The sequence below is a fragment of the Pseudomonas sp. PDM31 genome (assembly GCF_019218965.1).
GTDB lineage: Bacteria > Pseudomonadota > Gammaproteobacteria > Pseudomonadales > Pseudomonadaceae > Aquipseudomonas.
The window spans coordinates 107,295-121,632 of the sequence record NZ_JAHUWS010000012.1 but is presented as its reverse complement, the minus strand read 5'-3'; the positions used below and the strand labels follow the sequence as shown (position 1 = coordinate 121,632).

Sequence of the window (14,338 nt, the reverse complement as noted above, 5' to 3'; positions counted from 1 at the left end):
TATGCCTGGGAGCGGCCCTTATGCTGGTGCACCTGTCCGTACACAACTACGCCATCGTTGAACATCTCGACCTCGAACTCGATCGCGGGATGAGCGTGATCACCGGGGAAACCGGCGCGGGCAAGTCGATCATGCTCGATGCACTGGGCCTGACCCTGGGTGATCGCGCCGATAATGGCGTAGTCCGCCCCGGCGCCGACAAGGCCGACATCCTGGCGACTTTCGATCTGGCCGACATCCCGGAAGCCGCCGCATGGCTGGCCGAGCGCGACCTCGAAAACGACGGCCCGTGCATTTTGCGCCGGGTGATCACCTCCGAAGGGCGCTCACGGGGCTACATCAATGGCACGCCCTGCCCGCTTGGCGACCTGAAGGCCCTGGGCGAGCTGTTGATCGACATCCACAGCCAGCATGAACACCAATCACTGCTCAAGACGGACACCCACCGCCGACTGCTCGACGAGTACGCCGGCGCCACGGACCTGGCCCGCCAGGTACAGCTGGCCGCCCAACGCTGGCGCCAGACCCGCCAGGAACTGGAGCGCCTCTCCAACTCCGGTGACGAGCAGCGTGCACGACATCAACTGCTCAGCTACCAGCTCGAAGAGCTGGAAAACCTTGGCCTGGGTGATAACGAACTGGAACAGCTGGAACAGGAACACAAAAACCTGACCAATGCCGAAACCCTGCTCGGGATCTGCCGACAGGTGGTCGAACAATGCAGCGAAAGCGACTCCGGCAACGTCCTCAATGCCCTCACCGCCAGCCTCAACCGCCTGTCGAGCATCAATAGCTCTATCGGCGCACTGGGTGAAGCCAGCAGCCTGCTGACCAGCGCGCAGATCCAAGTAGAAGAAGCCGTCGGCGAACTGAACCGCTTCCTCGACAACTTCGACGCCGATCCGTCACGCCTTCAATACCTCGAAGAGCGCCTCGATGCGATCTACACCCTTGCACGCAAGCACCGCATCCAGCCGACTGAAGTCGCCGAGATGCAGCAAAAGCTGCTGGATGAAATCGAAACCCTGAATGCCAACGACGAATCCATCGAGCGTCTGAGCGATGAACTGTCCTCCTATGCGCGTCACTATCAGGAAAAGGCCCGGGAACTGAGCGACTTGCGTCATCAGGCCTCAAGCAGCCTGGCCAGCGCCGTGGAACAGGAAATCCAGCGCCTGGGCATGCCCGGTGGCCGCTTCACCATCGAGTTGCGCCCCAACAGCAGCAATGAGCTTTTGCCCAACGGCCTGGAACAGGTGGAACTGCTGGTCAGCGCCAACCCCGGGCAACCATTGAAAGCCCTGGCCAAGGTGGCGTCGGGTGGTGAACTGTCGCGGATCAGCCTGGCGATCCAGGTGATCACCGCGCAGACATCCCGCGTACCGACCCTGGTATTCGATGAAGTGGACGTCGGCATCGGCGGCCCGACTGCCGAAATCGTCGGCCAGTTACTGCGTAGACTCGGAGAACGGGGCCAGGTGCTGACCGTCACGCACTTGCCACAAGTGGCGGCGCAAGGTCATCAACATTTATTTGTGCACAAGGTACGGGGCGAGGATGCCACGCGCACAGCCGTCTCCAAACTGAGCAAAAACGACCGCGTCGAAGAAGTGGCGCGCATGCTGGGCGGTATCGACCTCACCAAGGAATCCCTGGCGCACGCGAAAAAAATGGTCGTAACGGCAAAAATTTGAGATGCACAGAAAGCACGAAGGCGACCCTGGGGTCGCCTTCGTTCGTTTCGCGAACCTTGGGTTCGCGCGACATGCTTACTTTTTCTTGCGCACGTACAGCACCAGATTGTGATCCACCAGATCGACACCGTGCTCTTCGGCAATTGCCTTCTGGAGCTTTTCGATTTCCGGGCTGATGAATTCCACAACCTCACCGGTTTCCACGTTGACCATATGGTCGTGGTGGCCACCGTCGGCCAATTCGAATACCGCATGGCCACCGTCGAAGTTGTGACGGACCACGAGGCCAGCCGCTTCGAACTGGGTCAGTACACGGTACACAGTGGCCAGACCTACGTCCTCTCCAGCTTCCATCAACGCCTTGTAGACGTCCTCGGCACTCATGTGGCGCTGCTCGGTAGAGTCGAGCATTTGCAGAATCTTGACCCGTGGCAGGGTCACTTTGAGGCCGGCTTTGCGTAGTTCGCTATTTTCAACCATGGTCAGCTTTCTCGCGATGCTGCTTCGCAGCTTCTCTTAATGCGGGTATGATCGGCGTTTACGTTGTCCCAGCCAAGATAGTGGAAGTCGCCCACCGATGCAAAACACCAAGCTCTTGCTAACCAGTTTCACCTTTGTGGGACTGCTCGCACTCGCCGGTTGTTCATTCCCCGGGGTTTACAAAATCGACATCCAGCAGGGCAATGTCGTCACGCAGGACATGATAGACCAGTTACGCCCGGGAATGACCCGAAAGCAAGTACGGTTTATCATGGGTAACCCTCTGCTGACCGACACGTTCCATGCCGATCGCTGGGATTATCTGTATAGCCTGCAACCGGGTGGCGGTGAACGCCAACAAGAACGCATTAGCGTTATTTTCAACCCAAATGACCAGCTTGTCAGCCTTTCTGGTGATTTCATGCCAGGGGTGAGCCGTGACGAGGCCATTCTCGGCAAGGACAGCGGCACACCAGTCGCTGCGCCAGTAGAAAACGTCGAGCAGCCGAAACCGGAAAAACCGGTCAAGCCAGGCTCGTTACTGGATCAGATCCAGAAGGACGTCGACGGCGTAGAAACCGTTCCAGTCCCGACGCCAGAACCGCTGGACACTTCGCCGCAATAATTTGCGACGCAATAAAAAACCCGGCATGTCCGGGTTTTTTTATTGCCTGCATTTCGGCAAATCACTGATTTCGGGCTTTGGCCTCGGCAGCCTTCGCGGCGCGCAGCCGTCGCACTTCTTTCGGATCGGCCAGCAAGGGCCGATAAATTTCGATGCGATCCCCGGCCTCTACCAGCCGACTGTCGGGATCGACGATAACTTTACCGAAGATACCCACAGGGCAATCAGCCAGGTTCAACTCGGGGAACTCCTTGCCAACCCCGGACCCGAGTACAGCAGCCCGCACGGTCGTTCCCACCGGCACCGCTACCGACACAAGCACCTGGCGCTCCACGGCGGCATACACCACTTCGATCTCGATCACAGCCTCAACCATGTATTTGCTTGGCACGCTGACAGAACGCATCCATCAGCGTGTTCGCCGCCTGATTGAACAACGGCCCCAACGTAGCGCGAACGATCGGCCCGGCGTAATCGAACGAGAGGTCCAGGCTGATTTTGCAGGCTTTGTCGGTCAGCGCCTTGAACACCCAGATGCCATGCAACTGGGTAAATGGGCCTTCCTCAAGATGCATCTCGATCGATTGCCCGGGCACCAGGGTGTTACGTGTAACGAAATGCTGGCTGAGTCCGCCCTTGGCCACGCCGACGCTGGCCCGCATATGCTCGGGGGAGCTTTCCAGGACTTCCGCCGACGAGCACCACGGCAGAAACTCCGGGTATCGCGCTACGTCATTGACCAGGTCATACAGCGCTTGCGCCGGATAAGGCAGCAGGGCCGAACGTTGAATGTGTGTCGTCATGTCAGCGTCACTTCCACAGCTGGGCGGCAAACACTACGAGAATGCCGATTGGCGCCACATAGCGCATCAAAAACAAGGACAAGCTGAACAATGCCGGGTTGCGGATCGACAATTCGTCGCGCACCGCTTCGCGCCCCATTATCCAGCCTGCAAACACCACGAAACACAAACCGCCAAGGGGCAACATGAGTCGCGAGGTGAAGAAATCGATCACGCCAAAGAAGTCCAGACCACCGGTTGCTCCCCACTGATAGAGATGGAACATCCCGCCTTCGTTCACGAAGAACTTCGCTTCCTTCCAGATATTGAAGGAAAACACGGTACCCAGACCGACAAACCAACAACTGAATGCCAGCCAGAAAGTGACCCACGCCCTGCTTACTTTAGTGCGCTCCACCAGGTAGGCCACCATGGGCTCCAGCAAGGAAATGGCTGAACTCCAGGCCGCCACCGCCACCAGCAGGAAGAACACGACACCCATCAATTGGCCGAAGGCTACATTACCGAAGGCGAACGGCAGGCTGACGAACATCAGGCCCGGGCCTTCGCTCGGGTTCAGGCCCGCAGCGAACACAATCGGAAACAATGCCAGGCCGGCCACCAGGGATACGAAGGTATCAAGCAAGGCCACGCCGACGACAGTGCCGGAAATCGACGAATTCTTCGGCATATAGGCGCCATAGATCATGATCGAACCGACGCCCACGCTCAGGGAGAAGAATGCGTGCCCCATCGCCGGCAGCAGGCCGTCGAGCACCTTTTCCGGGTGGAAGTCGAACATGAAGTGCACGCCTTCCATGAAATGCCCGGTGGTCATGCTATAGCCCAGCAGCACCAGGATCATCACGAACAACAACGGCATCATGATCCGCAAGCTGCGCTCAAGGCCGGCAACCACGCCTCTGGCGATCACCACGGCGGACAGCAGCATGAAAATCGTGTGCCAAAGTGTCAGGCGCCACGGATCCGCGATGACATTGCCAAAGTAGGCACCGACCTGATCCGCCGTCACGCCCTGGAAATCGCCGCGCCCCATGTCGATGATGTAGTCCAGCGACCAGCCGCCCACCACGCTGTAGAAAGACAGGATCAACAATGCCGTGATCATCCCGGCAAATGCGCCCCAGGACCATTTGCCCGAATGCCCCGCCTCGACCGCCAGCATCTTCAAGGCGTTGGCCGGACTCTGCCGGGCACGCCGGCCGATCAGGGTTTCCGCCAGCATCACGGGCACACCGATGAGTGCGATACAGGCCAGGAACATCAGCACAAAAGCGCCGCCGCCATAGACGCCGACCATGTAGGGGAATTTCCAGATACTGCCCAGGCCCACGGCCGAACCGGTCGCGGCGAGTATGAAGACCCAGCGGCTAGCCCAACTGCCGTGGACAGAAACCTTGTCTGTCGACATCGTTAACACGCCCAAGCGTTCAAAAAAGAGGGCGCATTGTCCGGGATTCAATCAACCTGCTCAAGCACGTAGCAACACCGTAGCCGACTCTGTTGTAACTCCCTATAATGCCGCCCCTATGGCTAAACAGAAGAAACACCCAACAGGGACCATCGCGCAAAATAAAAAAGCGCGACACGATTACTTCATCGAACACAAGTTCGAGGCTGGTCTGGTCCTGGCCGGCTGGGAAGTAAAAAGTTTGCGGGCAAGCAAGCTGCAGCTCGTTGACAGTTACGTACTGCTCAAGGATGGCGAAGCCTGGCTGCTTGGCAGTCACATTACGCCTCTGATGACGGCCAGTACCCACGTCATCGCTGACCCGGTGCGCACGCGAAAATTGCTGCTCAACCGGCGCGAGCTGGAAAAGCTGGCGGCCGCCGTGCAGCAAAAGGGTTACGCCTGCGTATGCCTGTCCTGGTACTGGAGCAAGCACATGGTCAAGTGCGAGATCGCTCTGGGCAAGGGCAAGAAGGAATACGACAAGCGCGATACCGAACGCGAACGCGACGCCGGTCGTGAGTTGCAGCGTGCTGTGCGCAACAAGGGCAAGGAAGACTGACCCTCCTGCCCTGATCGTCCCCACGCTCTGCGTGGGAACGATCACTAAAGGTCACATCCCCTTGCGTCGCTCCGCCCGAGCCATGCGCTGCACTTCCTGACGCACTTCTTCCAGCACTTCCTGTACATACAGAATGTGTCGGCTGGAGACTTCCCGCGCCTGCTCAGCCCGCCCTTCGATAATCGCCTGGTACAACTCCCGATGCTGCGTGATCAGCATGTCGCGGGTTTCAGTACGCTGCTTGTACATGCCGCCGATGTTCGTCACCACGTTGCGCTTGAGCAGATCGAACAACCCGCGAATGGTGTGCAGCAGCACTGCGTTGTGGCTGGCTTCGGCGATTGCCAGATGAAAACTGGCATCCGCCGCGCCCTCTTCGGCACGACTCACTTCATCGTGGCGGGAGTAGCAGTCCTGTAATTGATTGAATGCGGCGGTGAGCCGTTCGCGGTCGACGTCGGTGGCACGCAACGCCGCGTAATAGGCACAGGACGCTTCCAGCGTATGACGAAACTCCAGCAGATCGCGCTGAGCCTCGGGATTACTTTCCAGTAGTTGCAGCAATGGATCACTGAAGGTCGTACCCAGGGACTCCACCACATAATTGCCGCCGCCCTGACGACTGACCAACAAACCCTTGGCCGTCAGTTTCTGGATGGCTTCGCGCAGCGAAGGGCGTGACACGCCGAACTGCTCGGCCAGCGCGCGCTCGGCCGGCAGGCGCTCACCGGCCTTTAGCGTGCCCTCGAGAATCATTCCCTCAAGCCGCTCGACAATATCGTCAGACAAACGGCGCTGACGAATCTGATCAAACCCCATAACAAAATTTCTCCACGATCCGACGACTCGCCGGGGCTCTATTCTGGCCTATCGGCGCGTCGCCAGCACCTGCCTCAGCGCATTTGCCCACGTGCTACAGACGAGTCGCGGACGGCGCATTCGACAAAAGTTTTAGGGCGGCAAATTGACACACCACCTACAAGGCTTTTACCCTAGCGAACAGCGATTGTAAATTGGTATTACCAATTAACCAAGACCGCCCATCAGTGCCTGACCAACAACAATTAGGGGCCACCCCATATGCAAACCTGGCAACAGCTCTACAGCCCGCTCGGCAGCCTCGGCCTGTCCGCACTCGCCGCCGTTATCCCCATCGTGTTTTTCTTCCTGGCCCTGGCCGTGTTTCGCCTCAAAGGCCACGTGGCCGGCAGCATCACCCTGGCCTTGTCGATTCTGGTGGCGATCTTCGCTTTCCATATGCCGGTCGACATGGCATTAGCCGCCGCCGGTTATGGCTTCGCCTACGGCCTGTGGCCGATTGCCTGGATCATTGTGGCGGCGGTATTCCTCTACAAATTGACGGTCAAGAGCGGTCAGTTCGAAGTGATCCGCAGTTCGGTGCTGTCGATCACCGACGACCAGCGCCTGCAAGTGTTGCTGATTGGCTTCTGCTTCGGCGCCTTCCTGGAAGGTGCCGCCGGTTTCGGCGCGCCGGTGGCGATTACCGCCGCGCTGCTGGTCGGGCTGGGCTTCAACCCGCTGTACGCCGCAGGCTTGTGCCTGATCGCCAACACCGCTCCGGTCGCGTTCGGCGCCCTGGGTATTCCGATCATCGTTGCCGGACAAGTGACCGGCATCGACGCCTTCAAAATCGGCGCCATGACCGGCCGGCAACTGCCGCTGCTGTCGCTGTTCGTACCGTTCTGGCTGGTGTTCATGATGGATGGCCTGCGCGGCGTGCGCGAAACCTGGCCGGCAGCACTGGTAGCCGGCTTGAGCTTCGCCGTTACCCAGTACTTCACCTCGAACTTCATCGGCCCGGAACTGCCGGACATCACCTCGGCCCTGGCCAGTCTGATTTCCCTCACGCTGTTCCTGAAAGTCTGGCAACCGAAACGCGCCGCCGGCCAGCACATCGCCGGCGCCGTGTCGGCCTCCGTGGTAACCGCCAGCGTCGGTGGTTTCGGCCAGAAGCGCAGCACCGTGGCTTCGCCCTACAGCCTCGGGGAAATTATCAAGGCCTGGTCACCGTTCCTGATCCTCACTGTACTGGTCACCATCTGGACCCTGAAACCGTTCAAGGCGATGTTTGCCGCGGGCGGCTCGATGTACAGTTGGGTATTCAACTTCGCCATCCCGCACCTGGATCAAATGGTGGTCAAGGTTGCCCCGATCGTGGCGACGCCGACGGCCATTCCAGCGGTGTTCAAGCTGGACCCGATTTCCGCGACCGGCACGGCAATCTTCTTCTCCGCGCTGATCTCGATGGTGGTCCTGAAGATCAACCTCAAAACTGGTCTTACCACTTTTAAAGAAACCTTTTACGAGTTGCGCTGGCCGATCCTGTCCATCGGCATGGTGCTGGCGTTCGCCTTCGTCACCAACTACTCGGGCATGTCATCGACCATGGCCCTGGTATTGGCCGGCACAGGTGCAGCCTTCCCGTTCTTCTCGCCGTTCCTCGGCTGGCTGGGCGTGTTCCTGACAGGCTCCGATACTTCGTCCAACGCCCTGTTCAGCTCGTTGCAGGCCACCACCGCGCACCAGATCGGCGTCAACGACACCTTGCTGGTGGCGGCGAACACCAGCGGCGGCGTGACCGGCAAGATGATCTCGCCACAATCGATCGCCGTGGCTTGCGCCGCGACTGGCCTGGTGGGCAAGGAATCGGATCTGTTCCGCTTTACCCTCAAGCACAGCCTATTCTTTGCAACAATCGTCGGCTTGATCACGTTGGCTCAGGCCTACTGGCTCACCGGCATGCTGGTGCATTAAGGGCTACAGGAAACACGGACAAAACCGACGCCGGGCCACACCTTCGGCGTCAGCTATTCATACCCCGGTCTGTAAGGCTGCTGAACGTTTCCCTTTCAATATTCAGCAGCCTCGACGGACGCATAACCGGGACCACCCGGAGACGCCTGATGAGCGAGCTTTTCTACAACGCTGTGCCGAACGCGACCCGTGTCGCCCCGCCACTGCCCGAGCCTCGGCAATACCCCAGCGAGAAACCGTCACGGGTCTACCTGTTCGGGACCTGCGTGGTGGATTTGTTTTATCCGCAAGCCGGGATGGACGCGATCCACCTGCTGGAGCGCGAAGGTATTCGTGTCGACTACCCGCAGGGGCAGAGCTGTTGCGGGCAACCGGCCTACACCTCGGGTTACACTGAGCAGGCCCGGACCGTGGCGCGCTCGCAATTGGCGCTGTTCGCCGGGGACTATCCAGTGGTGGTGCCGTCGGGCTCCTGCGCAGGCATGTTGCGCGAGCACTACGCCGACTTGTTCAAGGACGAGCCGGACACGCTGAAACAGGTTCAGGCGCTGGCTGCCAGGACCTATGAGCTGGCCGAGTTCCTGCTGTTCGTGTGCAAGGTGCAGCTCAAGGACAGCGGCGCTCCCGTGAAAGTGGCGCTGCACACCTCGTGCTCGGCACGCCGCGAGATGAATACCCACCTGCACGGCCGCGAGTTGTTGGCGCAGTTGAGCAATGTGGAGCGGGTCAACCACGAACACGAAAGCGAATGCTGTGGCTTCGGCGGGACTTTCAGCGTCCGAATGCCGGACATTTCCGGCGCCATGGTGGCTGACAAGACCCGGGCGCTGAAGGAATCCGGAGCGCACCAGGTACTGAGTGCCGACTGCGGCTGCTTGATGAACATCAACGGCTCGCTGGAGAAACAGCAGGAAGCGTTACGCGGTCAGCATCTGGCCAGCTTCCTCTGGCAGCGAACCGGAGGTGCCCGATGAGCGCTTCCACGATTATTCCGACAGTTGCAGTAGAAGAAGACTTTCGCACCCGCGCCCACAACGCGCTGGGTGATGCGCAATTGCGGGGCAACTTCCGCAAGGCGATGGATTCACTGATGACCAAACGGGCAGCGGCTTTCAGCGATGCCCACGAAAGAGAACATTTACGCGCACTGGGCAATGCTGTTCGCGCCCGTGCGTTATCCAAGTTGCCAGACCTGCTCGAACAACTGGAACAGAACCTGACCCGCAACGGTGTGACAGTGCACTGGGCGGAAACGGTGGACGAGGCCAATGGCATCGTCCTTTCGATCATCCGCGCTCACGAGGGGCGGCAAGTGATCAAGGGCAAATCGATGGTCAGCGAAGAAATGGAGATGAATCACTTCCTCGCTGAACAGGGCATTGAATGCCTGGAATCGGACATGGGCGAATACATCGTCCAGCTCGACCACGAGAAGCCTTCACACATCATTATGCCGGCGATCCACAAGAATGCCGGTCAGGTCGCGTCCTTGTTCCACGACAAACTTGGCGTGGAATACACCAAGGACGTTGACCAACTCATTCAGATCGGTCGCAAGGTCTTGCGGCAGAAATTCTTCGAAGCGGACATCGGCGTCTCCGGCGTCAACTTCGCCGTGGCCGAAACCGGCACCCTGCTGCTGGTGGAAAACGAAGGCAACGGCCGCATGACCACCACGGTGCCACCGGTGCACATCGCCGTCACCGGCATCGAAAAAGTCGTAGAAAACCTGCGCGATGTGGTGCCGCTGTTGTCACTACTGACCCGTTCGGCGCTGGGCATCCCGATCACCACCTACGTCAACATGATCTCCGGCCCGCGCAAGGAGCACGAGCTCGACGGGCCTCAGGAAGTGCACCTGGTACTGCTCGACAACGGTCGCAGCCAGGCCTTTGCCGACAGTGAATTGCGCCAGACACTGAACTGCATCCGCTGCGGCGCCTGTATGAATCATTGCCCGGTCTACACCCGAATCGGCGGCCATGCCTACGGCGAGGTTTACCCAGGGCCTATCGGAAAAATCATCACCCCGCACATGGTTGGCCTGGCCAAAGTCCCGGACCACCCGAGCGCCTCTTCGCTGTGCGGTGCCTGCGGCGAAGTGTGCCCGGTAAAAATTCCGATCCCTGCACTGCTGCGTCGCCTGCGTGAGGAAAACGTCAAGGCACCGGACAGCCCTCATCAAGTGATGCGCGGCCAGGGCAGCAAGTATTCGCGCAAGGAACGGTTCATCTGGAACGCCTGGGCGAAGCTGAACAGCTCGCCGACGCTATACCGCCTGTTCGGCTTTTTCGCCACCCGCCTGCGCGACCTCACCCCGAGCAATGTCGGCCCGTGGACGCAAAACCACAGCGCGCCGAAACCCGCTGCCCGCTCACTGCATGACATGGCCCGCGAGCACCTGGCCAAACAGGGAGACCGTTGATGAGCGCCAAGCAAAACATCCTCGCCAAATTGCGTAAAAGCCTGACAGGCACTACGCCGGTGGCTGACAACTTCGACGTCGATCTGGTGACGCAGCCCTACACCTACGCGCCAGAACAACGCATCGCCCAGCTGCGCAAACTGATGGAAGCGGTGCACACGGAAATCCATCTGACGTCCGGCGAAGCATGGCCCGCGCTGTTGGCGAAATTGCTGCAGGAGCGCCAATTGCCGAGCCTGTTGATCGCACCGGGCACCGCTCACGGTCAGCGAGTCACTCAACATTGGGCGAGTCATCCTGAGCTGCCGACGCTCAAAGCCTACGACCGGCCTATCGAAGAATGGAAAGCCGAACTGTTCAACGACACACCGGCGAGCCTCACCGGCACCCTCGGCGCAATCGCAGCGACAGGCAGCCTGATTATCTGGCCGACCCGGGAAGAACCGCGCCTGATGAGCCTGGCGCCACCGGTGCATTTCGCCCTGCTCAAGGCCAGTGAAATCCGCGACAACTTCTATCAGGTGCAGCAAGAATTTGAATGGGCTCAGGGCATGCCGACCAATGCACTGCTGGTATCCGGCCCGTCGAAGACCGCCGACATCGAACAGGTGCTGGCGTACGGCGCTCACGGACCGAAAGACCTGGTGGTTCTGATCCTGGAGGACAAATGAGTCTACCGGCGGCTTTTCTGCGAGATGCGCAGCAACTGATTCCCAAGGCGCGGCGTTTCGACGATCCGCTGTCGACGCTGGCGTTCGGTACCGATGCCAGCTTCTATCGACTGATTCCGCAACTGGTGATCCGCGTCGAGTCTGAAGAAGAAGTGGTAACGCTGCTGCGACTGGCCCAGCGCGATCGGGTTGCGGTGACCTTCCGCGCCGCTGGCACCAGTCTCTCCGGCCAGGCCATCAGCGACTCGGTATTGATCGTGCTTGGGGATAACTGGAACGGTCGCGAGATTCGCGGCCAAGGCACCCAGATTCGCCTGCAACCGGGGGTGATTGGCGCGCAGGCCAACGCCTGGCTGGCGCCGTTCGGCCGCAAGATCGGCCCCGACCCGGCCTCGATCAACGCCTGCAAAATCGGCGGCATCGTCGCCAACAATGCCAGCGGCATGTGCTGCGGTACGGCGCAGAACACCTATCACACCCTGGCCGGCATCCGCCTGGTACTCGCCGACGGCAGTTGCCTCGATACCGAAGACGCCGCTAGCGTTGCAGCATTTCGGCAGAGCCACGGTGCATTGCTGGAGCAACTGGCGACACTGGGTCGCGAGACCCGCGCCAACACCGAACTGGCTGCGAAAATTCGCCACAAGTACCGTCTGAAAAATACCACTGGCCTGTCACTTAATGCCCTGGTGGATTACGACGAGCCTGTGGATATCTTGAGCCACCTGCTGGTGGGTTCCGAAGGCACCCTGGGGTTCATCAGTGCCGTGACCTACGACACAGTGATCGACCACCCGAACAAAGCCTCGGCGCTGATCGTGTTCCCGGATGTGGAAACCTGCTGCAACGCGGTAAGCGTGCTCAAAAGCCAACCGGTCTCGGCCGTGGAATTGCTCGATCGTCGTAGCCTGCGCTCAGTGCAGGACAAACCAGGCATGCCGGCTTTCGTACAGCAACTGTCGAACAATGCCTGCGCGCTGCTGATCGAATCCCGCGCCGCGTCGTCCACCCTGCTGCATGAACAACTGGCGCAGATCATGGCGTCGCTCGCCGGGTTCCCGGTAGAAAAACAGGTCGACTTCACCGAAGACCCGCTGGAAAACGCCCGGCTCTGGGCAATCCGCAAGGACACCTTCCCCGCCGTCGGCGCGGTGCGCAAAACCGGCACCACGGTGATCATCGAAGACGTGACCTTCCCGGTCGAACAACTGGCCATCGGCGTGAACCGCCTGATCGAGCTGTTCGACAAACATCACTACGACGAAGCGATCCTTTTCGGACACGCCCTGGAAGGCAATCTGCACTTTGTCTTCACCCAAGGCTTCAACAATCCGCAGGAAGTCGCACGCTATCAGGCGTTCATGGACGACGTGGCGCAGTTGGTGGCAGTGGAATTCGGCGGTTCGCTGAAGGCTGAACACGGCACCGGGCGCAACATGGCGCCCTTCGTCGAACTGGAATGGGGCAGCGACGCCTACCAGTTGATGTGGCAACTCAAACGCCTGCTGGACCCCAACGGTATTCTCAATCCGGATGTGGTGCTCAGCGAAGATCCGAAGATCCACCTCAAACACCTCAAGCCGCTGCCGGCCGCCGATGAGATTGTGGATAAGTGCATCGAATGCGGCTTCTGTGAACCGGTCTGCCCTTCCAAAGGCCTGACCCTGAGCCCGCGCCAGCGCATCGTCATCTGGCGTGACATCCAGGCGAAGAAGAGCGCGGGAGTCGACACCTCCGAACTCGAAGCGGCCTTCGAATACCAGGGCATCGACACCTGCGCCGCCACCGGCCTGTGTGCACAACGCTGCCCGGTCGGCATCAATACCGGCGAGCTGGTGAAAAAACTTCGCAGCCGTAAGGCCACGCATACGAAAACCGCCAACTGGCTTGAAGGAAACTTCGCCACGGCGCTGCAAGGTGCGCGGTTCACCCTGCACGTGGCCAACGGCGCACGGATGCTGCTGGGAGCACCACGACTGGCCAGACTCAGCGCGACGATGAATAAGCTGTCCCACGGGCAGATCCCGCTGTGGACCAACGCCATGCCGCAGCCTGAACGGGCGATCCGTTTCAGCCCGACGACAACCGATGCGCGCCCGCGGGTGGTGTATCTGGCCGCCTGTGTGTCACGGGCCATGGGCCCGGCGGCGGGCGACAATGAACAAATGTCGCTGCACGACAAGACCCGCAGCCTGCTGGAAAAGGCCGGTTATCAGGTGGTCTTCCCGGACAACCTCGACAACCTTTGCTGCGGCCAGCCGTTCGCGTCAAAAGGCTACGCCGAACAGGCAGAGCACAAACGCCAGGAACTGATCGGAGCACTGCTGCACGCCAGTCGCGGCGGACTCGACCCCATCTACTGCGATACCAGCCCGTGCACCCTGCGTCTGGTCCAGGACCTGGGCGACGTGCGCCTGGATCTGTACGACCCGGTGCGTTTCATCCGCACACACTTGATGGATCGACTGGAGTTCACTCCCCAGGACGCGCCGATTGCCGTACACGTGACCTGCAGTACCCAGCACCTCGGCGAAAGCCAGGCGCTGATCGATCTGGCGCGCAAGTGCAGCAAAAACGTGGTGATCCCCGAAGGCATTCATTGCTGTGGCTTCGCCGGCGACAAGGGCTTCACCACGCCGGAGTTGAACGCGCACTCCTTGCGAACACTCAAGGACGCGGTGCAGCAGTGCAGCGAAGGGATTTCCACCAGCCGCACCTGTGAGATCGGCCTGACGCAACACGGCGGCATCGACTATCACGGTCTAGTCTATCTGGTGGACCGCGTTACCCAAGCCAGAGCGCTGTGATAGCAAGACCTCAAGGAAGGTGGATTGTTGGACCTTCCTCGATGCT

Annotated in this window: 13 protein-coding genes; 8 read left to right on the top strand and 5 right to left on the bottom strand. The window is 60.0% G+C overall.

From position 1 onward, the window contains the following. The first annotated feature begins 20 nt into the window (after positions 1–20). A complete protein-coding gene (recN, locus tag KW839_RS22245; protein WP_060541187.1) occupies positions 21–1,694 on the top strand; it encodes a DNA repair protein RecN in 1,674 nt (557 codons plus the stop codon). Between the two features lie 75 nt (positions 1,695–1,769). On the opposite strand, the gene fur is transcribed toward recN, so the two are convergent. Further along, on the bottom strand, positions 1,770–2,174 hold the full coding sequence (fur, locus tag KW839_RS22240; RefSeq protein ID WP_060541186.1) for a ferric iron uptake transcriptional regulator: 405 nt from the start codon (positions 2,172–2,174) through the stop codon (positions 1,770–1,772). Positions 2,175–2,271: 97 nt separating this feature from the next. Here fur and KW839_RS22235 point away from each other — a divergent pair, with 97 nt between their 5' ends. After that, positions 2,272–2,799, top strand: a complete 528-nt coding sequence (locus tag KW839_RS22235; RefSeq protein ID WP_060541185.1) for an outer membrane protein assembly factor BamE — start codon at positions 2,272–2,274, stop codon at positions 2,797–2,799. A 61-nt stretch (positions 2,800–2,860) separates the two neighbouring features. Here KW839_RS22235 and KW839_RS22230 read toward each other — a convergent pair whose 3' ends face one another. The 3 genes from KW839_RS22230 to KW839_RS22220 are packed head-to-tail and all read right to left on the bottom strand — an operon-like array spanning position 2,861 to position 5,013. Beyond that, positions 2,861–3,175 carry an RnfH family protein gene (locus KW839_RS22230; protein ID WP_060541184.1) on the bottom strand — a complete coding sequence of 105 codons (315 nt, stop codon included), beginning with the start codon at positions 3,173–3,175 and terminating at the stop codon, positions 2,861–2,863. Continuing rightward, positions 3,168–3,602 carry a type II toxin-antitoxin system RatA family toxin gene (locus KW839_RS22225; protein WP_060541183.1) on the bottom strand — a complete coding sequence of 145 codons (435 nt, stop codon included), beginning with the start codon at positions 3,600–3,602 and terminating at the stop codon, positions 3,168–3,170. Before KW839_RS22225 ends, KW839_RS22230 begins: the two co-directional genes overlap by 8 nt. Positions 3,603–3,609: 7 nt before the next feature. Beyond that, positions 3,610–5,013, bottom strand: coding sequence for a sodium-dependent transporter (locus tag KW839_RS22220; protein ID WP_218425526.1), 1,404 nt, complete (start codon positions 5,011–5,013; stop codon positions 3,610–3,612). Between the two features lie 118 nt (positions 5,014–5,131). Between KW839_RS22220 and smpB the strand changes: the two genes are divergently transcribed. Further along, positions 5,132–5,614: an SsrA-binding protein SmpB gene (gene smpB, locus KW839_RS22215; RefSeq protein ID WP_007915208.1), complete on the top strand. Its 483-nt coding sequence runs from the start codon at positions 5,132–5,134 to the stop codon at positions 5,612–5,614. A 51-nt stretch (positions 5,615–5,665) separates the two neighbouring features. Here smpB and KW839_RS22210 read toward each other — a convergent pair whose 3' ends face one another. After that, positions 5,666–6,433, bottom strand: a complete 768-nt coding sequence (locus KW839_RS22210) for an FCD domain-containing protein (RefSeq protein WP_060541181.1) — start codon at positions 6,431–6,433, stop codon at positions 5,666–5,668. 261 nt (positions 6,434–6,694) lie between these two features. Here KW839_RS22210 and KW839_RS22205 point away from each other — a divergent pair, with 261 nt between their 5' ends. From KW839_RS22205 to KW839_RS22185, 5 genes are all read left to right on the top strand, one after another. After that, positions 6,695–8,389, top strand: coding sequence for a lactate permease LctP family transporter (locus KW839_RS22205; RefSeq protein ID WP_218425525.1), 1,695 nt, complete (start codon positions 6,695–6,697; stop codon positions 8,387–8,389). Positions 8,390–8,538: 149 nt separating this feature from the next. Then, positions 8,539–9,363, top strand: a complete 825-nt coding sequence (locus KW839_RS22200; protein ID WP_060541179.1) for a (Fe-S)-binding protein — start codon at positions 8,539–8,541, stop codon at positions 9,361–9,363. Next, positions 9,360–10,814 (top strand): LutB/LldF family L-lactate oxidation iron-sulfur protein, encoded by a 1,455-nt coding sequence (locus KW839_RS22195; protein ID WP_218425524.1) that lies wholly within the window; start codon positions 9,360–9,362, stop codon positions 10,812–10,814. Before KW839_RS22200 ends, KW839_RS22195 begins: the two co-directional genes overlap by 4 nt. Next, on the top strand, positions 10,814–11,485 hold the full coding sequence (locus KW839_RS22190; RefSeq protein ID WP_218425521.1) for a lactate utilization protein C: 672 nt from the start codon (positions 10,814–10,816) through the stop codon (positions 11,483–11,485). The genes KW839_RS22195 and KW839_RS22190 overlap by 1 nt, the downstream gene beginning before the upstream one ends. Then, positions 11,482–14,292, top strand: a complete 2,811-nt coding sequence (locus tag KW839_RS22185) for an FAD-binding and (Fe-S)-binding domain-containing protein (protein WP_218425519.1) — start codon at positions 11,482–11,484, stop codon at positions 14,290–14,292. Before KW839_RS22190 ends, KW839_RS22185 begins: the two co-directional genes overlap by 4 nt. Positions 14,293–14,338 lie beyond the last annotated feature (46 nt).